This is a genomic window from Actinokineospora sp. NPDC004072, assembly GCF_053604195.1.
On the sequence record NZ_JBSGHB010000004.1, the window covers coordinates 21,731 to 42,562 of the forward strand.

At 74.2% G+C, this 20,832-nt stretch carries 20 protein-coding genes; 6 read left to right on the forward strand and 14 right to left on the reverse strand.

Features of this window, described 5'->3' with window-relative positions:
• Nucleotides 1–51: 51 nt before the first annotated feature.
• Nucleotides 52–1,149, reverse strand: a complete 1,098-nt coding sequence (locus ACWEPX_RS07210; RefSeq protein ID WP_451896209.1) for a UDP-N-acetylmuramate dehydrogenase — start codon at nucleotides 1,147–1,149, stop codon at nucleotides 52–54.
• A gap of 19 nt (nucleotides 1,150–1,168) precedes the next feature.
• Here ACWEPX_RS07210 and ACWEPX_RS07215 point away from each other — a divergent pair, with 19 nt between their 5' ends.
• From ACWEPX_RS07215 to ACWEPX_RS07225, 3 genes are all read left to right on the forward strand, one after another.
• Nucleotides 1,169–1,654 (forward strand): DUF2505 domain-containing protein, encoded by a 486-nt coding sequence (locus ACWEPX_RS07215; protein ID WP_451896210.1) that lies wholly within the window; start codon nucleotides 1,169–1,171, stop codon nucleotides 1,652–1,654.
• Between the two features lie 2 nt (nucleotides 1,655–1,656).
• Nucleotides 1,657–2,436, forward strand: coding sequence for a class I SAM-dependent methyltransferase (locus ACWEPX_RS07220; RefSeq protein WP_451896211.1), 780 nt, complete (start codon nucleotides 1,657–1,659; stop codon nucleotides 2,434–2,436).
• A 75-nt stretch (nucleotides 2,437–2,511) separates the two neighbouring features.
• Nucleotides 2,512–3,216, forward strand: a complete 705-nt coding sequence (locus ACWEPX_RS07225) for a response regulator (protein ID WP_451896212.1) — start codon at nucleotides 2,512–2,514, stop codon at nucleotides 3,214–3,216.
• 7 nt (nucleotides 3,217–3,223) lie between these two features.
• Here the strand turns inward: ACWEPX_RS07225 and ACWEPX_RS07230 are convergent, their stop codons facing one another.
• A complete protein-coding gene (locus tag ACWEPX_RS07230; protein WP_451896213.1) occupies nucleotides 3,224–4,351 on the reverse strand; it encodes an LOG family protein in 1,128 nt (375 codons plus the stop codon).
• Nucleotides 4,352–4,373: 22 nt separating this feature from the next.
• Here ACWEPX_RS07230 and ACWEPX_RS07235 point away from each other — a divergent pair, with 22 nt between their 5' ends.
• Complete coding sequence (locus ACWEPX_RS07235) at nucleotides 4,374–4,817, forward strand: SRPBCC family protein (RefSeq protein WP_451896214.1); 444 nt, start codon at nucleotides 4,374–4,376, stop codon at nucleotides 4,815–4,817.
• Here ACWEPX_RS07235 and ACWEPX_RS07240 read toward each other — a convergent pair.
• The 4 genes from ACWEPX_RS07240 to ACWEPX_RS07255 form a co-directional block, all read right to left on the reverse strand.
• On the reverse strand, nucleotides 4,766–5,932 hold the full coding sequence (locus ACWEPX_RS07240) for an acyl-CoA dehydrogenase family protein (protein ID WP_451896215.1): 1,167 nt from the start codon (nucleotides 5,930–5,932) through the stop codon (nucleotides 4,766–4,768). The two genes, ACWEPX_RS07235 and ACWEPX_RS07240, sit on opposite strands and share 52 nt — an antisense overlap.
• A gap of 405 nt (nucleotides 5,933–6,337) precedes the next feature.
• Nucleotides 6,338–7,210, reverse strand: coding sequence for a formyltetrahydrofolate deformylase (purU, locus tag ACWEPX_RS07245; protein WP_451896216.1), 873 nt, complete (start codon nucleotides 7,208–7,210; stop codon nucleotides 6,338–6,340).
• A gap of 24 nt (nucleotides 7,211–7,234) precedes the next feature.
• Complete coding sequence (locus ACWEPX_RS07250) at nucleotides 7,235–7,972, reverse strand: maleylpyruvate isomerase N-terminal domain-containing protein (RefSeq protein WP_451896217.1); 738 nt, start codon at nucleotides 7,970–7,972, stop codon at nucleotides 7,235–7,237.
• Nucleotides 7,973–7,995: 23 nt separating this feature from the next.
• A complete protein-coding gene (locus tag ACWEPX_RS07255) occupies nucleotides 7,996–8,544 on the reverse strand; it encodes a YbaK/EbsC family protein (RefSeq protein ID WP_451896218.1) in 549 nt (182 codons plus the stop codon).
• A 333-nt stretch (nucleotides 8,545–8,877) separates the two neighbouring features.
• On the opposite strand from ACWEPX_RS07255, the gene ACWEPX_RS07260 reads away from it, so the two are divergent.
• A complete protein-coding gene (locus ACWEPX_RS07260) occupies nucleotides 8,878–9,483 on the forward strand; it encodes an RNA polymerase sigma factor (RefSeq protein ID WP_451896219.1) in 606 nt (201 codons plus the stop codon).
• 8 nt (nucleotides 9,484–9,491) lie between these two features.
• The gene (locus ACWEPX_RS07265) at nucleotides 9,492–9,953 is read left to right on the forward strand and encodes a carboxypeptidase regulatory-like domain-containing protein (RefSeq protein ID WP_451896528.1); all 462 of its coding nucleotides are present in this window, start codon (nucleotides 9,492–9,494) and stop codon (nucleotides 9,951–9,953) included.
• On the opposite strand, the gene ACWEPX_RS07270 is transcribed toward ACWEPX_RS07265, so the two are convergent.
• The 8 genes from ACWEPX_RS07270 to ACWEPX_RS07305 all read right to left on the reverse strand — a co-directional run bounded on the left by ACWEPX_RS07270 (nucleotide 9,931) and on the right by ACWEPX_RS07305 (nucleotide 20,777).
• Complete coding sequence (locus tag ACWEPX_RS07270) at nucleotides 9,931–12,120, reverse strand: HelD family protein (RefSeq protein ID WP_451896529.1); 2,190 nt, start codon at nucleotides 12,118–12,120, stop codon at nucleotides 9,931–9,933. The genes ACWEPX_RS07265 and ACWEPX_RS07270 overlap by 23 nt on opposite strands.
• A gap of 134 nt (nucleotides 12,121–12,254) precedes the next feature.
• Nucleotides 12,255–13,394: a CapA family protein gene (locus ACWEPX_RS07275; protein WP_451896220.1), complete on the reverse strand. Its 1,140-nt coding sequence runs from the start codon at nucleotides 13,392–13,394 to the stop codon at nucleotides 12,255–12,257.
• Nucleotides 13,395–13,642: 248 nt separating this feature from the next.
• Nucleotides 13,643–14,548, reverse strand: a complete 906-nt coding sequence (locus tag ACWEPX_RS07280; RefSeq protein WP_451896221.1) for an SRPBCC domain-containing protein — start codon at nucleotides 14,546–14,548, stop codon at nucleotides 13,643–13,645.
• A 128-nt stretch (nucleotides 14,549–14,676) separates the two neighbouring features.
• Nucleotides 14,677–15,531 carry an FAD binding domain-containing protein gene (locus ACWEPX_RS07285; protein WP_451896222.1) on the reverse strand — a complete coding sequence of 285 codons (855 nt, stop codon included), beginning with the start codon at nucleotides 15,529–15,531 and terminating at the stop codon, nucleotides 14,677–14,679.
• On the reverse strand, nucleotides 15,528–17,960 hold the full coding sequence (locus tag ACWEPX_RS07290) for a xanthine dehydrogenase family protein molybdopterin-binding subunit (RefSeq protein ID WP_451896223.1): 2,433 nt from the start codon (nucleotides 17,958–17,960) through the stop codon (nucleotides 15,528–15,530). The genes ACWEPX_RS07285 and ACWEPX_RS07290 overlap by 4 nt, the downstream gene beginning before the upstream one ends.
• A complete protein-coding gene (locus ACWEPX_RS07295; protein ID WP_451896224.1) occupies nucleotides 17,960–18,484 on the reverse strand; it encodes a (2Fe-2S)-binding protein in 525 nt (174 codons plus the stop codon). The genes ACWEPX_RS07290 and ACWEPX_RS07295 overlap by 1 nt, the downstream gene beginning before the upstream one ends.
• 120 nt (nucleotides 18,485–18,604) lie before the next feature.
• On the reverse strand, nucleotides 18,605–19,714 hold the full coding sequence (locus tag ACWEPX_RS07300; RefSeq protein WP_451896225.1) for an XdhC family protein: 1,110 nt from the start codon (nucleotides 19,712–19,714) through the stop codon (nucleotides 18,605–18,607).
• The gene (locus ACWEPX_RS07305) at nucleotides 19,707–20,777 is read right to left on the reverse strand and encodes a vWA domain-containing protein (protein WP_451896226.1); all 1,071 of its coding nucleotides are present in this window, start codon (nucleotides 20,775–20,777) and stop codon (nucleotides 19,707–19,709) included. The genes ACWEPX_RS07300 and ACWEPX_RS07305 overlap by 8 nt, the downstream gene beginning before the upstream one ends.
• Between the last annotated feature and the right edge of the window lie 55 nt (nucleotides 20,778–20,832).

Sequence of the window (20,832 nt, forward strand, 5' to 3'; positions counted from 1 at the left end):
GGTCTAGATCGCACCAGGTCTAGATCGCACCAGGTCTAGATCGCACCAGGTCTAGATCGCGCAGTTCACCAGCACCGGCTCGGCGTGCAGCTCGACGCCGAACGCCTCGACCACCCCCGCCCTGACCTCCGCGGCCAGCGCCAGCAGGTCCGCCGTCGTGGCCTCGCCGCGGTTGGTCAGCGCGAGGGTGTGCTTGGTCGAGAGGCCGACCCGGTTGCCCGGGCCCGGGTAGCCGCGGGTGAAGCCTGCGCGCTCGATCAGCCACGCCGCCGACAGCTTGGCCGCGTCCGGCCCCGCCGGGTAGCACGGCACGCTCACGTCCGTGCCGACCCGGGCGGCGATGCGGGCCAGCACCGCGTCGATCTCGGCGGACGGGACGACGGGGTTGGTGAAGAACGAGCCCGCCGACCAGGTGTCGTGGTCGGCCGGGTCCAGGACCATGCCCTTGCCCCGGCGCAGGCCGAGCACCGCCTCGCGGGCGGCGGCCACCGGCACCCGCTGGTCCTGGCGCACGCCCAGCGCCCTGGCCAGCTCGGTGTAGCGGATCGGGGCGGACAGGCCGTCGTCGGTGAGCAGGAACCGGGCGCGCAGGACGATGCCGCGGTCGCTGCCCTTGAGCACGCTGGTGCGGTAGCCCAGGCCCAGCTCGTCCACGCCGTAGGTGCGGACCTCGCCCGCGGCGCGGTCGTAGACGTCCACGGACTCCAAGACCTGGGACACCTCGACGCCGTACGCGCCGACGTTCTGCACCGGGGTCGCGCCGACCAGGCCGGGGATGCCGGAGAGGCACTCCAGCCCGCCGAGGCCCGCCTCGACGGTCCCGGCGACCACCGCGTCCCAGTCCTCGCCCGCCTCGACGGTCAGCCGGACCCGGCCCGGCCCGGCGGTGTCGATCTTGCTGCCGCGGTGCTCCAGGTGCACGACCGTGCCGTCGAAGCCGAGGTCGCCGATGACGACGTTGGAGCCGCCGCCGAGGACCAGCAGCGGCCCTCCGGCCGCGTCGACGGCGCGGACGGCGTCGACCACCTCCGCCGCCGTGGCCGCGGCCACGAAGGCGGCGGCCGGGCCGCCGAGCCGGAGGGTGGTGTAGCCGCGCAGCGGCACACCGGTGCGCGGCTCGGGCCGGAGGGGAAGGCTGGTCACGGGCATCAACGGTAACCTCCCGCACATGGCCAGCCGCATCGAGCACCACGCCGACCTCGCCGCCCCGGCGGCGCAGGTGCGCGCGGCGCTGGTGAGCACCGAGTACCTGCGCGACCGCCTCGCCGAGCTCGGCGGGCCGGGCGCGGCGCTGGTCGAGCACACCGCCACGGGCGCGGCGGTGTCCTACCGCCTGCGCCAGACGGTGCCCGCGGCGAAGCTGCCCTCGTTCACCAAGTCGGTCTTCCGCGGTGATCTCGTCGTCGAGCGCGCCGAGACGTGGGAGGCGACCACCGGCACGACCAGCGCGCGGGTCGCGGGCGTGCCCGGGGAGATCACCGCCACCTACACGCTGACCGACACCGACACCGGTTGCACCTGGCGCACCGTCGGCCGCGTGCAGGTCCGCATCCCGCTGATCGGCGGGAAGGTGGAGGGCGTGATCGCCGAGCAGGTGGGCAGGCTGCTGGCCGCCGAGGCCGCGTTCACCGCCGGCTGGCTGGCCGCGCGCTAGCGATGGCCCGCACCCCCCGGCTGGCCGCGGGCCGGGCCCGCGCGCTGGGCTGCCCGACCCGCGGCACCACCAACCCCAACCGGCTGCGCCGCGTCGACCGCTGGCTGGCGACGCTGCCGCTGCGCCCGGGCGCGCTCGTCGTGGACCTCGGCTACGGCGCCACCCCGGTCACCACGGTCGAACTGGCCCACCGGCTGCCGTGGGCGCGGGTGGTCGGCCTGGAGATCGACCCGGAGCGGGTGGCCGCGGCCGAGCCCGCCGCCGACCCGCCGCGGCTGGTCTTCCGGCGGGGCGGCTTCGAGCTGGCCGGGCTGCGCCCGGACGTCGTGCGCGCGTTCAACGTGCTGCGCCAGTACACCGAGGCCGAGGCGCTCGACGCCTGGCGGACGATCACCGCCCGGCTGGCCCCCGGCGGCCTGCTGGTCGAGGGGACGTGCGACGAGATCGGCCGCCGCTGCTGCTGGGTGACCTTGACCGCCGACGGCCCCCAGACGTTCACCCTGTCCTGCCTGCCCGCCGACCTCGCCCGCCCGTCCGACCTCGCCGAGCGGCTGCCCAAGGCGCTCATCCACCGCAACGTCCCGGGCGAGCGCGTGCACGCCATGCTGACCACTTTGGACTCCTGCTGGGACGCCGCCGCGCCGTTCGCGCCGTTCGGCCCGCGGGCGCGGTGGGTCGAGGCGGTGGCGCAGTTCGCGCGGTCCTGGCCGGTGCTCAACGGCCGCAGGCGTTGGCGGCTGGGCGAGCTGACCGTGCCGTGGGACTCGGTCGCCCCGGAATAGGTGGGACGTTGGGAGGTCTGACCGCCCTACGTTCGGAGGGTTGTCCCGGGCTGCCCGGTCCGGTCGGATGGGCGCGTGAGCACCCAGACCGACGTGGAGCCCGCCGACGACGGCCCGGCGTCCCCCCTGGCCGCGGTTCGGGTCGGTGTCGTCGACGACGAGCCGATGGCCAGGGCGTTCGTCTCCCGCATCCTCGCCACCGCACCCGACCTGGAAGTCGTCGCCGAAGCCGCGGACGGGGCCGGGGCCCTGGAGCTGGTCCGCACGCAGTCGCCCAACGTGCTGCTGCTCGACCTGCGCATGCCCGGCATGGACGGCATCGACACCCTGCGCGAGCTGCGCCGCGCGCCCAACCCGCCCGCCGTGGTCGTGCTGACCACCTTCCACGCCGACGAGGCCGTGGCCACCGCCCTCAACCTCGGCGCGACCGGCTTCCTGCTCAAGCACACCGACCCGGACGAGCTGGTCCGCGCGGTGCGCGTGGCCGCGCGCGGCGGCTCGGTGCTGGACCCGTCGCTGACCAGGGAGCTGATGGGCCACCTGGCCACCCACCACCTCGACCGGATGGGCGCGGCGGCCGAGGTCGCCCGGCTGTCCAACCGGCTGCGCGACGTGCTGCGCCTGATCGGCGCGGGCCGCAGCAACGCCGAGATCGCCGAGGACCTGCGGCTGTCGGAGTCCACCGTGCGCGGGTACGTCTCGGAGATCCTGGCCGCCACCGGCTGCGCCAACCGGGTCACCGCGGCCGTGCTGGCCCAGCGGGCCGGGCTGCTGGACTAGCCCGCCCTCACGCGGGCCGCTCGGCCAGCGAGTCGGCGTAGTCGCCCAGCACCGCGACGACCTCGTCCACGTCGTCGGTGACGGTGATCCACCGCTCGGCCGCCCGCCCCCTGGCCAGCCCGCGCACCAGCGGCGCGGCGGGCACCTCCCGCGTCCAGAACCGCGTGCCGAGGAAGACCATCGGGGCGGGCAGGCCGTAGTGGTTCTGCGTGTAGTCCTGGAAGACCTCCTGCACCGTCCCCGCGCTGCCCGGGGTGTAGACGATGCCCCCGGTGGCCACGGTGAGCAGGCCGTCCTCGCGCACGGAGTTGGCGAAGTACTTGGCGTGCAGCTGGCAGAACGGGTTCGGCGGCTCGTGCCCGTAGAACCAGGTGGGGATGCCGATGGTGCGCGGCGGTCCCGCGTCGGCCGGCCCGGCGGCCTCGGCGGCGGCCAGGCCCGCGGCCAGCCACAGTCCGATCTCGACGGTCGCGTCCAGACCCGCGGTGAACCGGGGCGCCGCGGACAGCGCGGCCAGCGCGGGCTCCGGGTCGGCCTCGGCCAGCCGCACGCCCAGCGGCACCGCCTCCATCGCGCCCGGGCCGCCGCCGGTCAGCACGGTGAACCCGGCGCGGCCCAGCGCCCGGCCCAGCTCGACCGCGTCCCGGTACCCGGGGCTGTCGCGGACCAGCGCGTGCCCGCCCATGACCGCGACCGGGTGGCCGGTGAGCACGTCGGCCAGCGCCGTGGAGATGCTGTGGTCGTGCAGGCGCTCGGCCAGCGCGTGCAGCGGGTCGAGCTGCTGCTCCCTGGTGTGCCGGTAGATCCGCGCGTCCGGGGTGTCCGCATAGGACTCCGGGCGGGCCGGGTCGAACCCGGCGAACAGCTCGGCGGGGGTGTAGAGCCGGGCGCGGTAGACCTCGTACGGCAGGTGGGGCACGGCGGGGAAGAGCAGCGCCCCGCCCGCCTGCGCCCTGCGGGCGGTCTCCGGGGTCAGCGCGCACCCCAGCAGCAGCGCCCCGTCCAGCGCCGTGCGCAGCAGGCGGTCGTCGTCCGGGGCGGTCAGGTCCAGCCCGATCAGCACCGCCTGGCGCAGGTCGCGGCCGCGCTCGCGGTCGGCGCGCAGGGATTCGACATCGGCATACTCGACACGCACGCCGGGTAGCCTAGGCCCGCCCATGAACCAGCTACACGCCTTTGCCGAACGCCTGATCCCGCTGCCGGTCGCGCGGGTGCGGGCGGCCGTCACCGACTACCCGGGCGTGCGGGCGCGCATCCTCACCCCCGACTTCACCGACTACCGCGTCCTGCCGGGGCCGGTGGTCGAGTGCGTCTTCCAGGGCAAGCCGTGCGCGTTCGAGGTGAGCACCCCGCGGCCGGACACCGTCGTCGAGGCCGACCGCACCTCCAGCCTGGTGTTCACCTGGACCGTCGACGGCGCAGGCGAGACCACCAGCGTGCGGCTCTCGCTGGCCCGCGACGGCGCCAACGGGCCGCTCGGGCTGGTGCAGCGGATCACCGCGCCGCCGCGGCTGCGGCTGGTGCTGGTCGGCCTGCTCGACGGGCTGGCTCAGGCCAGCAGCGGCGTGGTCGGCGGCAGCCCGCACAGCGACCGCCCGTAGTGCTCGATGCCGGTCGCGGGCATCATCGCCGCGTGCGCGGCCAGCGCCTGGATGTCGCGCAGCACCAGGTTCAGCGGCGAGTCCGCCCGGATGCCGCCCGCCCCCGACGCCGCGCGCAGGATCTCGGCGGCCTGGGCGTAGAGCTTGGTCGCGTACGACACCAGCCCCCACACCCGCGGCTTGTCCTCGGCGCTGAACGGCGCGCCGTCGGCGACCCGGGCGTCGACCAGCTCGGCCGCGGTCGCCGCGTGGTTGCCCGCCGACTCGATGAGCAGGGCGGCCTCGGCCATCTGGTGGTGGGTGATCGCGGCGTCGCGGCGGGCCGCGTAGCCGGTGTAGGCGATCGGCTTGCCCGCGGCCAGCTGCTCCCTGGTCAGCTCGAACGCGGTGGCCGCCATGCCGGTGAACGGGGCCGGGCCGCCGGTCAGCAGCTCCATGATCAGCGGGATGCGGTAGAGCCCGATGCCCGCGTTGCGCTCGCTCAGGTGGGTCTCGCCCACCACGTCGACCTGGCGCACGACCCGCTCGGCGGGGACGAACACCCCCTCGGCGCGCACGGTGTTGCTCGCCGTCCCGCTCATCCCGCTGACGTCCCAGTCGTCCTCGATGACCACGTCGGAGTACGGCATGAGGACCTGGACGGGCTCGCCGTCGCAGATGGTGGGCTGCATGACCCACTCGGCGTCGAGGCAGCCGGTGTTGAACGGCCAGCTGCCGCTGACGACGTAGCCGCCGCCGCTGCGCTCGGCCGAGCCCTTGGGGATCAGCGTCGCCGTCGCCCGGGTGGCCAGGTCGGCGAAGACCAGCTCCTGCAGCTCGTCGGGGAAGCGGGCGAGCAGGAAGTCGGCGTCGTTGTAGATCAGCGCGACCCACGCCGTCGAGCCGCAGCCCTTGGCGATCTCGGCGACGACGGCGTCCTTGGTGCGCATGTCGGTCTCGTGGCCGCCGTAGCGGGCGGGCCGCAGCAGGTGCAGCAGGCCCGCCTCGTGCAGCGCCTCCAGGTTCTCCCGCGGCAGCCGCCGCTCGCGGGCGGCCCGCGGGGCGTTGGCTCTCAGCAGCGGCACCAGCTCGGCGGCGCGGCCGACCAGCTCGGCGCGCTCGGGGGTCGCCTCCATCGCGTGAACTCCTCCCACCGTCATTCACACGTCGTGTCGACCTTGCCACAGCCCGCGATCTGCGGGGGTGATGGCGACCACACTTCACCCGGATAGTTCCGGTGGGCAAATGCGGAAATGGCCGATCCGGCCGCCGCCAATGCGACGACCGGACCAGCCGGGCAGACCCGGAATAACCGGGATCGGTGGTTGGAAAAGTCGTGGAGCCGTCCGCCATTCAGGCTGCCGCAGCGGGCGCCTGCGCGCGGCTCACCCCGCGCAGACCTGGCTGACCAGCGCGTAGGACCACTCGCGGTCGTCGGACGCCGGGTGGAGGGATACCGTGGCTTTCCTTGTCCAGATGCGGGGTTCGGTGTTTCTCACGCCGCCGAGGATGCCCGGTATTGCTATTGCCGGGCAATCGAATTAGAAGACCACGGTCTTGTTGCCGTGCACGAGGACGCGGCGCTCCAGGTGCCAGCGCAGGCCGCGGGCGAGCACGACCTTCTCGATGTCGCGGCCCTTGCGCACCATGTCGGCCACCGAGTCGGTGTGGTCCACCCGGATGACGTCCTGCTCCACGATCGGGCCCGCGTCCAGCTCGGCGGTCACGTAGTGGCAGGTCGCGCCGATCAGCTTCACCCCGCGCTTGTGCGCCTGGTGGTACGGCCGCGCGCCGATGAAGGAGGGCAGGAAGCTGTGGTGGATGTTGAGCGCGCGGCCCGACCACTCCGCGCACAGCTCCGCGGGCAGCACCTGCATGAACCGGGCCAGCACGATGGCGTCGGGGTGCGCGGCGTCGACGAGCTGGCGCAGCTGGGCGAAGGCCGCGGCCTTGCCCTCGGCGTCCACCGGGAAGGGCACGTGGTGGAACGGGATGCCGTGCGCGCGGGTGATCTGGGCCAGGTCGGGGTGGTTGCCGATGACGGCCTTGACCTCGGCCTCCAGCTCGCCGCTGTGCACCCGGCCGAGCAGGTCGTAGAGGCAGTGGCCCTCCCGGGTGACCAGGATGACCACCCGCTGCGGCTGCCCGGTGTCGGTGATGTCCCACTCGACCCGCCCGCCGAGGCGGCGCACCACCTCGACGAACCGGCCGCGCAGCTCCACCACGTCGAAGGGCAGCGAGTCCGCCCGCACGACCTGGCGGGTGAAGAACCAGCCAGTGTCGGGGTCGGAGTGGTAGTCCGCCTCGACGATCCAGCCGCCCGCCGCGCTGAGGAAGCCCGCGATCTCGGCGACGATCCCGGTGCGGTCGGGGCAGCCCAGCCGGATCACATAGCGACGCTCGTTGGTCGGCACGGGCGGGCTCCCAGCTCGTCGGGGTCAGAACGACTTGATCGTAGTGACCAGCGCGGAGTCACCGCTGACCACCGCGTGCCCCGGCCTGCCCCACACCGCCCGGTAGACCGCGTCTGCGGTGCCGACGACCTTGGCGTCGGCGTCGAGGGCGTCCGGCTCGCCCGGGCTGGGGTCCACCCGGGTCGGCTCGGTCGCCGACAGCGCCACCAGCCAGGCCCGGCCCGCGTCGGCGGCGTGCAGCAGGACCGTGCCGTCCCGGCCCGCCGGGCCGGACGGCACCAGCACCACCAGGTCGAGCAGCTCGGCGATGCCGTCGGCGGCGAACGCGGGGTCGAACAGCAGGGTGGGCACGTCCCCGTGCGCGGCGTGCTCGGCGTCGATGCGGTGGATCGCCAGCTCGTGCGCCTGCCTGCGGGCGAACCAGCCCGCGGTCGGGCTGAAGCCGGGGATGAAGGACCAGGTGCGGGTGGCCGGGTCGGTCCCGGCCAGCCCGCTGGTCACGCCCTCGGCGCGCTCGGCCCACCAGGCCAGCAGGTCCGCCCACCCCTGGGGCGGGCGCGGCGGCTCGGGGGCGGGGCCGTCCGGCGGGAGGGGCAGCGCCAGCTCCACCCACGCCTGGAGCCCGGCGACGTGGGTCACCAGGTCCCGGACGGTCCACCCGGGGCAGGTGGGGACGGGCGCGTCGGGGCCTGCCTCCTCGGCAGCGGCGTGCAGCGCGGCGCGGTGCAGGCGGATCTGGTCCAGGTACGCGGCGTGGTCCACCCGTCCGACCCTAGTGCGCCGGATCACCCGACGGGCTTGGCCAGCCCCTCGACCACCTCGGCCCCGGGCAGGGCGGCGAGCACGTCGCCGGGGATGAGCAGCTTGCTTCCCCGGATGCCGCTGCCCACGACCAGCTCCGGCGCCGCGGCCACGGCGGCGTCGACCAGCAGCGGCCAGCCCGCGGGCAGGCCGACCGGGGTGATGCCGCCGTAGGCCATGCCGGTCAGCTCCACGGCGGTGTCCATCGGCGCGAACGACGCCTTGCGCACGTCCAGCCTGCGGCGCACGACGCCGTTGACGTCGGCGCGGGTGGTGGCCAGCACCAGGCAGGCGGCCATGCGCTCCTCGCCGCCGCGCCTGCCCGCCACGACCACGCAGTTGGCCGACGCCGACAGCGGGGAGCCGTAGGCGGCGCAGAACTCGGCGGTGTCGGCCAGCTCGGGGTCGATGGCGGCCACGCCCACCCGCTCGGCGGGCAGCCCGGCCAGCGCCTTGGCCACCGGCTCGGCCAGCAGCTCCGGGTGCCCGGCCGCGGGCAGCACGGTGAGAGAACCAGCGATTGCCCAGGTCACGACGTCCTCCACGCCCACTTTGACATCGGTCACGCAAAGTTGACCGCGGACAAAGGTATCCAGCCGGCCCGTGGCGGCTCTTTGAGTTGTCCGGAGCGCGACAGTACCGTCACGGTGGAGGCGACGATGAGCCACGACCCCCGAGCCGCGGTCAGCCGACCGCGTCGGGCGCGTGTCCGTCACGCACGTGCCGGGCGGGGGAGACTGGCGGCCGCCGGCATCATCCCAGCGGGTGGGCCCACCGCGGAGCGCAAGCGCCGCTCGGGCGACCGGCGGTGGTGCCGGAGTCGCCGGAGGACACGGCCCCGGATCAGGGAAGCAGGGGTGGGAGCGGTGACCGAGCTCCACACGGTAGGGACGAATCCGCCCTGGGAAGGGCTGGCCGGATCGGAGCGGTACGCCGCGTGCATGATCGCCGCGCGGGACGGGGACAAACGGGCCCTGAACGTGCTGATCGCCGAGCTGACCCCGCTGGTGTGGCACGTGGCGCGCGGGACGGGGCTGGACCACGGCACCGCCGAGGACGTCGTGCAGTCGGTGTGGCTGGCGCTGCTGCGCCACCTCGACCGGCTCAGCGAGCCGCGGGCGCTGGCGGGCTGGCTGATCACGACCACCCGCCGCGAGGCCAACCGGGTCCGGCAGCGGATGGCCGCCCAGACCGAGCTGCTGCCCGAGTACGCCGAGCAGCTGCCCAGCGGCGACCCCCTCCCGGAGGCGCTCATGCTGCGCGGCGAGCGCGACGACAAGCTGTGGGCGGCCTTCCGCAAGCTGCCCGAGCGCTGCCAGATGCTGCTGCGGCTCACCGTGCTGGCAGGCCGCGCCGAATACCGCGAAGTCGCGGCCGCACTGGGGATGCCGCACGGCAGCATCGGGCCGACCCGCGGTCGGTGCCTGAAGTCGCTGCGCGGCCTGTACGAGGATGGGGATGGTGCCAGGTGAGAAACGACATGGATCCCACCGAGCAGCAGTATTGGCTCGACCAGGTCGCCTACCTCGTCGACGAGCTCGACCCGGTGCCCGCCGGGCTGGTCGAGCGCGCCCAGTTCGCCGTGGCCATCGAGGACATCGACGCCGAGGTCGAGCTGGAGGCGGCGCTGTGGCTCGACCAGCGCTCGCTGGTCGGCGTCCGCGGCGGCGGCCCCGGCACGATCACCTTCTTCGTCGGCGACCTCACCGTCATGGTCAACGTGACCCGCACCGGGGAGTGCCACCGCATCGACGGGTGGCTGGTGCCCGCGGGCGAGCACGGCGTCGAGGTCCGCGTCGCCGACCACGAGACCTCCTCCACCACCGCGGACGAGGGCGGCCGGTTCGTCCTGACCGAGGTCCCCCGCGGCACGACGCAGATCCTGATCAGGATGAACGGCGGCCGCCCCCGCACGGTGGTCACGCCGACGGTAGTGCTGTGAGCGCGGGCGGCAGGTCCGCCGCGTGCAGCACGCCCAGGCGCTGGGTCGCCCTGGTCAGCGCCACGTAGAGGTCGTTGAGCCCGCGCGGGGACGCCGCGACGATCTCGGCGGGCTCGACCAGCAGCACCGCGTCGAACTCCAGGCCCTTGGCCTGCCGCACGGTCAGCACGACCACCCGGCTCTCCAGGTCCGGCCGCTCGCCGACGGCCGCGTCCGGCACCGCGGCCAGCACCGCCTCCCCCACCTCGGCGACCCGCGACTCGGGGACCAGGATCGCCAGCGACCCCGGCGCGTCCCGACCCGCCTCCGCCGCGGCGGCCGCGGCCAGGTCCGGCGTGCGCCGGGCCCAGGGGGCGTGGCCCGTCTCGCGCACCGACTCCGGCGGCTCGACCGGGGCCTTCAGCTCGGCCAGCACGTCGGCGGCCACGGCCATGATCTCCGCCGGGGTGCGGTAGTTGACGGTCAGCTCGGTGCGCCGCCAGCGGTCGGCCACGTAGGGGGCCAGCACATCGGCCCACGAGTCCGCACCCGCGAGCGCGCCGGTCTGGGCGACGTCGCCGACCAGCGTCATCGACCGCGACGGGCAGCGGCGCATCAGCACCCGCCAGGCCATCGCCGACAGCTCCTGGGCCTCGTCGACGATCACGTGGCCGAAGGTCCAGTCGCGGTCGGCCGCGGCGCGCTCGGCCGCGGTGCGGTGGTCGGCGTCCTCCTGGCGCTCGGCGAGCTTGCGGGCGTCGATGAGGTCGTGGGCCAGCAGGATGTCCGGGTCGGCCTCGTCCTCCAGCTGCAGGATGTCGAGCACGCCCTGGGCGTAGTTCTCCGCGTCGCGCCTGCGCTGGGCCGCGCGGACGCGCTCCTCCCGGTCGTCGACGCCGAGCAGCTCGGCGGCCTCGTCCAGCAGCGGGGCGTCGGCGGGCGACCAGCCGCCGGGGTCGCGGCGCAGCAGGGCCCGCTCGGCCGGGGTGTGGTCGGGCATGGCGGTGGCGAGGCGGTCCTCGTCGGCGTAGAGGTCTTCCAGCAGCCGCTGCGGGGTCAGCTCGGGCCACAGGTCGTCGATGACGGCCTTGACCTCGTCGTCGGCGGCCAGCTCGCGGCGGATGTCGGCGAGGTCGCCCGCTTCCAGGAAGTCCGCGCCGAGCCGGTCGGCCTCCTGGCGGGTCAGCGCGGCCACGATCTCCTGGGCGAAGATCTCCCGGGCGTGGTTGTGCAGCCGCCCGGAGCGGCGGGCCCGGGACCTGGCCTGCTCGATCTCGCGCGGGTGCAGCGTCATCGCCACCCGCTCGACCTCCAGCTCCACCGGCTCGTCCGGCACGACCTGGCGGTCGGCGACGGCGCGGCGCAGCACCTCGACCATGTCGGCGCGGCCCTTGACCTCGGCGGCCTCCTGGCTCTCCGGGCGGGTGGCCCGCACGCCGGGGAACAGGTCGCCGACGGTCTGCAGCAGCACGCCCGTCTCGCCGAGGGAGGGCAGGACCTGCCCGATGTACTTGAGGAAGGTCGCGTTCGGCCCGACGATCAGCACGCCGCGGCGGGCCAGCAGCTCGCGGTGGGTGTAGAGCAGGTAGGCGGCGCGGTGCAGGGCGACGGCCGTCTTGCCGGTGCCCGGGCCGCCCTGGACGACCAGCACGCCGTTGAGCCCGGCGCGGATGATCTCGTCCTGCTCGGCCTGGATCGTCTCCACGATGTCGCGCATGACGCCGTGCCGGGTCTGGTTGAGCGCGGCCAGCAGGGCGGTCTCGCCGGTCACGGTGTCGCTGTGGCCGGGGTCGCGCAGGTCCAGGTGCTCGTCGTCGACCGCGGTCACCTTGCGCATGCTCGTGCGGATGTGCCGCCGCCTGCGCACGCCCTGCGGGGCGGCCGCGGTGGCCAGGTAGAACGGCCGGGCCGCGGGGGCGCGCCAATCCAGCTGCAGCGGCTCGTAGTCGGCATCGCGGTCGAATAGCCCGATCCGCCCGATGTAGGTGGTCGCGCCGTCGGCGAAATCGAGCCTGCCGAAACACAGCCCGTTCTCCACCGCGTCGTACTGGGCGCGCTGGGCGCTGAGCTGCGCGACTGTCGCATCGCGCAGCGACATCGCCTGCGGCAGGCTGCTGACCTCGCGCAACGCGGTCGCCAGGCGGGTGTCGGTCTCGGTCCGAAGGTGGTCGAGGTGCGCATAGAGCATGGTGAGGTATTCCTGCTCGGCGCCGATCTCGTTTGACAACCGCCCTCCAACGACGTTATGATGACGCTGTTGGCCGCACCTGATTGCGGCCATTTCTTTTGCACACGGACCCTCGAATATACGCGCGGGAATTGTCACGCGCCAGGTCGGGTGAGCCCGTCTTCGTCGGCGCCGAGCCGGTAGGCGATCTCCGTGGTGCGCGCGATGGCCTGCTCCGCCCGCGCGCCGTCGGCGCCGGTCAGGTCGAGCAGGCGGATGGGCGGGCCGAGGTCGACCAGGGTGGGGATGCACTCGGCGGTGTCGACGGCCCAGCCGTCGGGGCCCTTGGTGAAGTGGAAGCGGGCCATCGCCCCTTCCTCGGTGGTGCCCTTGGGCTCGGCGTGCCGGGCGACCTGGTTGCCCAGGCCGTAGGCCACCCACTTGCCGTCGAACGCCTCGAACGGCTGCACGACGTGCGCGTGGTGGCCGATGATCAGGTCGACGGCGGGGTCGCCCAGGATCTCCTCGGCGATGCGCCGCTGCTCCGCGGTCGGGTCGTGCTTGCCCTCGACCCCCCAGTGCAGGCTGGCGACGACCACATCCGCCCCCGCCTCCCGCGCCGCGCGGGCGTCCTCGATGACGGTGCCTGCGTCGAGCAGGTTGGTCATCCACGGCGACCCCGCGGGCCGCTCCGTGCCGCTGTTGAGGGCGAAGGTGTAGGACAGCCACCCGACCTTGGCCCCGGGCACATCCACCAGCAGCGGCGTCCCCGCCTCCTCAGCCGACCGCGCCGACCCGGTGTGCTTGATCCCCGCCGCGTCGAGGACGTCGAGCGTGCTGACGGCCCCTTCGGCCCCGCGGTCCATCGTGTGGTTGGAGGCGGTGGTGCACACGTCGTACCCCGTCTCCGCCAACCCCTCCGCCACCTCGGGCGGCCCGTAGAACCTCGGATACCCGGCGAACGGCCCGTCCGCCCCGGCGAGCGGCACCTCAAGGTGGCAGACCGCCAGATCCGCATCCCCCACGACCGGCGCGATCCCCGCGAAGAGCGGCCCGAAGTCCCGCCCCCCACCCCCATCAGCCTCAGCCTGCTCCGTGAGCGCCGGATGAATCAGAACGTCCCCACCAGCGACAATCGTGAACCCATCGGCTCGGGGCGGCGTAGTCGTCGGCGGCGCGACGCTGCCTTCCCCACCGCTGGCCGACGACACCGGCCCAGCCACCCCCGGAGTCGTCGGGGCAGCACACCCACCCACCACCGCGGTGACGAACACAACCCCCAGAAACCGACGCACCCGCGCACCCTATCCAGCCCACCCCTCCCCCACTCCCCGAAGCCCACCAACACGCCCCGTCCTGGTTGAGCAGGTACCCGAACGGGACCACCCCCGGCTAGGAGGCGGGCACGGGCGGAGGGGTGCGTAGTCCGGGCTGGGTTGGTGGGCGTCGCCGGGGTGCTGGAGGGTGGCTTGGTTGGTGGCGGGAGGGGGGAGGGGGTGGTTGGCGGCTGGGCGCGGTGGGATGCGCCAGCCGCCTTGGGGTGTTAGGAGCGTTTGCGGAGGACTACCGCCACTACTGCGCCGATGAGGGCTAGGGCCAGGGCGGTGGGCACGGCTCGTTTGGCTAGGGAGCGGCCTGCTACCTCCATGAGGTCGATGGGTTCGGGTGGCGTGGGGGTGTTCGGGACCGCGGTGAGGGTGGGTCGGGTGCTGGAGTGGGGTTGGCGGCCGTTGGTGTCCGTGGTGCCGGTGGAGTTGGAGGGCGAGTGGTCGGAGTTGGTGGCTGCGCGGCTCGCGGCTCCATTGGCTCCGTCAGCACCGCTGGATCCACTCGTCCCGCTGGGTCCGCTTGGGTCATCGGCACCCGGGCTTGCGGTGGCGAGGTCGCTGGCCTCGGAACCCCCGAGGGGTGGTCCCCCTGTGCTTTGGTCTTCGGGGGTTGGGCCTTGTGCGGCTGGGTTCGTTGCGGCTGCGCCTTCGGTGGGTGAGGCGTCGCCGGCTTGGGGTGGGGTGCCTAGCTTTTCGGCTAGGCAGGTGGCGAAGGTGGTGAGGATTCGGTTGCCCACCTCGGTGATCAGGCCGCGGCCGAATTGGGCTGGTTTGCCGGTGATGGCTAGGTCCGTGTGGACTTGGGCGGTGGTGGTGCCGGGGGATTCGGTGAGGGTCACCGTGATGGTGGCGGCGGCGGTGCCGTTGCCGTGGGTGTCCTTTCCGGAGGCTTTGATGACGACCTGGTGGGCGGTCTCGTCTCGGGTGACGTAGTGGGCGGTTCCCTTGTAGGTCAGGGAGACGGGGCCCAGCTTGACCTTGACGTTGCCGGTGAAGGTGTCGCCGTCGACCGAGGTGAGGGTGGCGCCGGGCATGCAGGGGGCGACGCGCTCGGGGTCGAGGAGGGCGGGCCACACCTCGGTGAGCGGGGCGGGGACGCTGAACTGGTGCTCCAGACGCACGTCAAGCTCCTCCAGCTGAGGTCAAGGCACGAGCGGTCAGAACCCGAGCCAGGGGTTCGCGGCGCGTGCGGACGGCCGCGCTCACGATGAGCGAGGCCGGGGTGTGGGGTTGGTGCTGCGGGTACACGTCAGGCTCCTGCGGCTGTGGTCAAGGCTCGGGTGGTGAGGACTCGGGCTAGGTGTTGGCGGTAGGTGTGGTCGGCGTTGTTGTCGGTGGGTGGGGTGGTGGCGGTGGCGGCGTGGGTGGCTGCGGCGCGGAGGGAGTCGGGGGTGGCGGGGGTGCCGAGCAGGGCTTCCTCGACTGCGGTGGCGCGGAGGGGGACGGGGGCCATGTTGGTCAGGGCTACGCGGGCCTCGGTGATCGTGGAGTCCGCTACCCGCAGGCAGACGGCGACGCCGACGATTGACCAGGCTTGGGCTACGCGGTTGAACTTCTCGTAGTGGGCGTGCCAGCCGGTGAAGCGGGGGAAGCGGATCTCGACGATGATCTCGTCCGGGCGCAGGGCGGTGGTGAAGTAGTCGAGGAAGAAGTCGGCGGCGGGGACGGTGCGCCTGCCGTCCATGCCGCAGAGGACGAACTCGGCGTCGAGGGCCAGGGCCGGGGCCGCGAGGTCGCCCGCGGGGTCGGCGTGGGCCAAGGCGCCGCCGAGGGTGCCGCGGTGGCGGATCTGCGGGTCGGCGACGGTGTTGGTCGCCAGCCGCAGCAACGCCAGGTGGCTGTCGACCAGCGGGTCGCGCTGGACCTCGTAGTGGGTGGTCATCGCGCCGATGGCGATGTGGTCGCCGTCCTCGCGGATGCCGCGCAGCTCGGCGATGCGGCCGAGGTCGACCAGCTTGGTGGGCGTGGCCAGGCGCATCCGCAGGACCGGCAGCAGGCTCTGCCCGCCCGCGATCACCTTGGCGTCCTCGCCCGCGTCGGCCAGGGCGCGGACCGCGTCGTCCACAGTGGACGGCGCTACGTAGTCGAACTCCGCGGGGATCACTGCGCACCTCCGGACAGGGAGCCGAGACCGCCGCCCGCCTCCGTCGAGCTGGGACCGCCCGCGTCGGCGCGGCCGGTGGTGATGGCCGTCCACACCCGCATCGGGGTGCACGGCATCGCGATGTCGGTGACGCCGAGGTGGCGCACCGCGTCGACGACCGCGTTGACCACCGCGGGGGTGGACGCGATCGTGCCCGCCTCGCCGACGCCCTTGACGCCCAGCGGGTTGGTCGAGGACGGCGTCTCCGTGCGGTCGGTGATGAACGCGGGCAGGTCCGCCGCCGAGGGCAGCAGGTAGTCGGCAAACGAGCCGGTGACCAGCGTCCCGGACTCGTCGTGCACCGCCTCCTCGAACAGCGCCTGGGCGATGCCCTGGGCGAGCCCGCCGTGCACCTGCCCCTCCACGATCAGCGGGTTGACGACCTTGCCCACGTCGTCGACGCACACGTACTTGCGCAGCTTCACCGCGCCGGTCTCGGTGTCGACCTCGGCGGCGCACAGGTGGGTGCCGTGCGGGAAGGAGAAGTTCTCCGGGTCGAAGGTCGCCTCGGCGTCCAGCGACGGCTCCATGCCCTCGGGCAGGTCGTGGGCGGAGAACACGGCGAAGGCGAGGTCGGCCATGCCCATCGCCTTGTCCGTGCCGCGGACGGTGAAGCGGCCGTCGGCGAAGTCCACGTCGTCCTCGGCGCACTCCAGCAGGTGCGCGGCGATCCGGCGGGCCTTGGCCACGACCTTCTCCGCGGCCTTGACCACCGCGATCGCGCCCACCGTCAGCGAGCGCGAGCCGTAGGTGTCCAGGCCGCGCGGGGAGCTGTGGGTGTCGCCGTGCAGGATCTCGACGTCCTCGAACGGCACGCCGAGCTGGTCGGCCACGATCTGGCTCCACGCCGTCTCGTGCCCCTGGCCGTGCGCCGAGGACCCGGTCACCACCTCGACCTTGCCGCTGGGCAGCATCCGCACCGCCGCGTGCTCCCAGCCGCCCGCCGCGTACGACAGCGCGCCCAGCACCCGCGACGGGGCCAACCCGCACATCTCGGTGAAGGTGGAGATGCCGATGCCCAGCTGCACCACGTCGCCGCGGGCGCGCCGCTCGGCCTGCTCGGCGCGCAGCTCGTCGTAGCCGAAGAGCTCCTTGGCCTTGGCGGTCGCGGCCTCGTAGTTGCCCGAGTCGTACTCCAGCCCGGCGACGGTGGTGAACGGGAACTCGTCGTGCTTGATCCAGTTCAGCTCGCGCACGGCCAGCGGGTCCATGCCCACCTCGACGGCCAGCTCGTCCATCAGCCGCTCGATGGCGTACGTCGCCTCGGGCCTGCCCGCGCCGCGGTAGGCGTCGGTGGGCGTCTTGTTGGTGAAGACGTTGGTGCAGGCGAAGTGGTAGGCCGGGAACTTGTAGATCGCGTTGAACATGAACGCGCCCAGGATCGGCACCCCCGGCGTCACCAGCCGCAGGTAGGCGCCCATGTCGGCCAGCAGCTCGACCTTGAGCCCGGTCACCGTGCCGTCGCGGCGGGCAGCCAGAGTCAGCTTCTGGACCTGGTCGCGCCCGTGGTGGGCCGACAGCAGCGACTCCGAGCGGGTCTCGGTCCACTTGACCGGCTTGCCCAGCCGCTTGGCCACCAGCAGGCTGATCACCTCCTCCGGGGTGACCTGGAGCTTGCCGCCGAACCCGCCGCCGACGTCCGGGGCGATCACCCGCACCTTGTGCTCGGGCGTGCCCGTCGTCAGCGCCACCATCAGCCGCAGGATGTGCGGGATCTGCGTGGCCGACCACATCGTGTACTGCTCGCCGGTCGGGTCGACCACGACCGAGCGCGGCTCCATGAACGCCGGGATCAGCCGCTGCTGGCGGTAGGTGCGCTCGATCAGCACCTCGGCCTCGGCGATGGCCTGCTCGACGTCCCCGCCGGTGCCCGCGGCCGCCGAGTCGAACACCCACAGCGCCGACTTGTTCGTCCCCAGCTCCGGGTGCACGAAGTCGGCCCCGTCGGCGAGCGCGGCCGCCATGTCCAGCACGACGGGCAGCTCCTCGTAGTCGACGTCGATCGCCGCGAGCGCGTCGGCCGCCTCGTACCGCCCGCGCGCGACCACGACCGCCACGGCCTCGCCCGCGAAGTTGACCTCGTCCACGGCCAGCGACGGCGCGTTCGGCGCCTTCATGTCCTCGGTGATCGGCCACGCGCACGGCAGGCTGCCCTGCTCGTCGGCGAAGTCGCGCCCGGTGAACACCGCGACCACGCCGGGCATCGCCCGCGCCGCGGACACGTCGATCCCGGTGATGCGCGCATGGGCCACCGGGCTGCGCAGGAAGGCCAGGTGCAGCAGGCCGGGGAGGGTGATGTTGTCGGTCCACCGGGTGCGCCCGGTGATCAGCCGCGCGTCCTCCTTGCGCAGCCGGGCCTTGCCGACCTCGGGTTCGGCGGTCGCGGTCATCACTCGCCCCCCGACAGCTGCGCCGAGCGCTGCTCGACCCGCTCGGCCTCGGGCCCGGCCCCCGGCCGCATCCGGCCCGCGGCGTCGCGGACGGCGCGCACGATGTTCTGGTACCCGGTGCAGCGGCAGAGGTTGCCCTCCATGCCGTGGCGCACCGCCTCGTCGTCGGGGTCGGGGTGGTCGGCCAGCAGGTCGATCGCCTGCATGATCATCCCCGGGGTGCAGAAGCCGCACTGCAGGGCGTGGTTGTCGTGGAACGCCTGCTGGACCGGGTGCAGCTGCCCGTCCCTGGCCAGGCCCTCGACGGTGGTGACCTCCCGGCCGTCGGCCTGCACGGCCAGCACCGAGCAGGACTTCACGCTGTGGCCGTCCAGGTGGACGGTGCACGCGCCGCAGTTGCTCGTGTCGCAGCCGACGACCGTGCCGACCTTGCCTAGCCGGTCGCGCAGGTAGTGCACCAGCAGCAGCCGTGGCTCGACCTCGTCGGTGTAGGTCGTGCCGTCGACACTGACCGTGATGCGCATCGTGCCTCCTGGGTAGGTCGGGTGACCGGGCTCACACGCGACTCTGCTCCCCGGACCACCGCCCCGGCAACCCCACCCACCCGCGCCTGTGGACAACCCGCGGCTGTGGACAACTCCCGACTACCTGTGGATGCGCTCGGTACCCTGCGCCAGCCGCGCGCCGTTTCCGCCCCACCGCAACGCGATGATCTCCGCGGCGATCGAGACCGCGGTCTCCTCCGGCGTGCGGGCGCCCAGGTCCAGCCCGATCGGCGAGGCGAGGGCGGCCAGCTCGGCCTCGGTCAGCCCGGCCTCGCGCAGCCGCCGCAGCCGGTCGGCGTGCGTGCGGCGCGAGCCCATCGCCCCGACGTAGCCCAGCTTCGCCCGCAGGGCGACCTCCAGCACCGGCACGTCGAACTTCGGGTCGTGGGTGAGCACGCAGACCGCGGTGCGCTCGTCCACCCGCCCGGCGGCCAGCTCCGCGGCGAGGTAGCGGTGCGGCCAGTCCACGACGACCTCGTGCGCGCCGGGGAAGCGGGCCGTCGTGGCGAACACCGGCCGCGCGTCGCACACCGTCACCCGGTAGCCGAGGTAGGCGCCCATGCCCGCCATCGCGGCGGCGAAGTCGATCGCGCCGAAGACCAGCAGCCGCGGCGGCGGCTCGTAGGCGTTGACGAACACCCGCATGCCCTCGCCGCGCCGCTGCCCGTCCGGCCCGTAGGACAGCGTCCCGGTGCGCCCGCCCGCGAGCAGCCCGCGCGCGTCGTCGGTGATCGCCGCGTCGACCCGGGCCGAGCCGGTGGAGCCCGCGACCCGGTCGGGCCACACGACGATCCGGCGGCCGACCAGCTCGCCGGGGTGCGCCACGACCGTCGCCACCGCCACCGGCACCTCGGCGCGCACCGCCTCGACCAGCTCGCCCAGCTCGGGGAACCCGGCCGGGTCCACCCGCTCGACGAAGACGTCGATGATCCCGCCGCAGGTCAGGCCGACGGCGAAGGCGTCGTCGTCGCTGACGCCGTAGCGCTGCAGCACCGGCCGCCCGGTGCGCAGCGCCTCCCGGCCCAGCTCGTAGACCGCGCCCTCGACGCAGCCGCCGGACACGCTGCCCGCGACCGTCCCGTCCGCGGCGACCATCATCGCCGCCCCGGGCGCGCGGGGCGCCGAGGAGAACGTGCCCACGACGGTGCCCACGGCCACCGCCTCCCCGGCCGACCAGCGGGCCACGACCTCGTCGATGACGTCACGCACGGCGCACCTCTCGCAGCAGCTCGTCCAGCGCGGCCAGGCTGTGCCCGGCCACCAGGCGGTCGATGTGCGGCAGCGCGGCGGCGATGCCGGACTGCACCGGCGCGTAGCCCGCCCGCCCGGCGTGCGGGTTCGCCCACAGCACCCGGTGGGCGAGGCGGGCCAGCCGGGCGGCCTGCGCGCCGAGCAGCGCGGGGTCGCCGCGCTCCCACCCGTCGGAGAACAGCACGACGACCGCGCGGCGGGCAACCCCGCGCTGCCCCCACCGGTCGAGGAACGCGCGCAGCGTCTCGCCGAGGCGGGTGCCGCCCGCGAAGTCGGGGACGGCGCGGGCGGCGGCGGTGAGCGCGGCCTCGGGATCGCGCTGGCGCAGCTGGCGGGTGAGCCGGGTCAGCCGGGTGCCGACGGTGAAGACCTCGGTGGGCATCCTGCGGGCGACGGTGTGGGCGAAGCGCAGGTGGGCGTCGGCGTAGGGCCGCATGGAGCCGGAGACGTCGATCAGCAGCACGACCCGCCGCGGCCGGATGCCCGCGCGCTCCCGAGGCAGGCGGATGGGCTCGCCTGCAGCCCGCATCGCGCGCAGCACGCGGTCGGCGTCGAGCGGGCCGCGGCGGGCGGGGCGGCGGCGGAGGGCGCGGCGGGTGGGCGGGCGCGGGTCCAGCCGCTCGATCAGCTCGCGCAGGTGCGCCCGCTCGGCCGCGGTGAGCCCGGCGATGTCGCGGTGCCGCAGGACTTCGGCGTCGCTGGCCCCGGGCAGGGCGTCCGCCCCGGCTTCGCCGCCCGGCGCCCCGGTCAGGGCGGCGATGGTCGAGCGGCGCGGCCGCGGGTCGGGTGGGCGGCGGGGCGGCTGCGGGAGGTCGCCGCCGAACCAGGCGCGGAAGGCGGCGTCGTAGCGGGGCAGGTCGTCGGGCTCGGCGCAGAGGGCCAGCCTGCCCGCCCAGTAGAGCCCGCCCAGGTCGAGGAGCGCGGCTGCCGCCAGGTAGGCCCGGACCCGGTCCGGCCCGCACGCCACCCCGGCCGCGCGCAGCGCCGCCGCGAAGCCCACCAGCCCGGGCAGCGGGTCCATGCCGCCATTGTGCAGGGGAGCCGGACTCCACCGGCGCCGCCACTCGCCGGGGCCG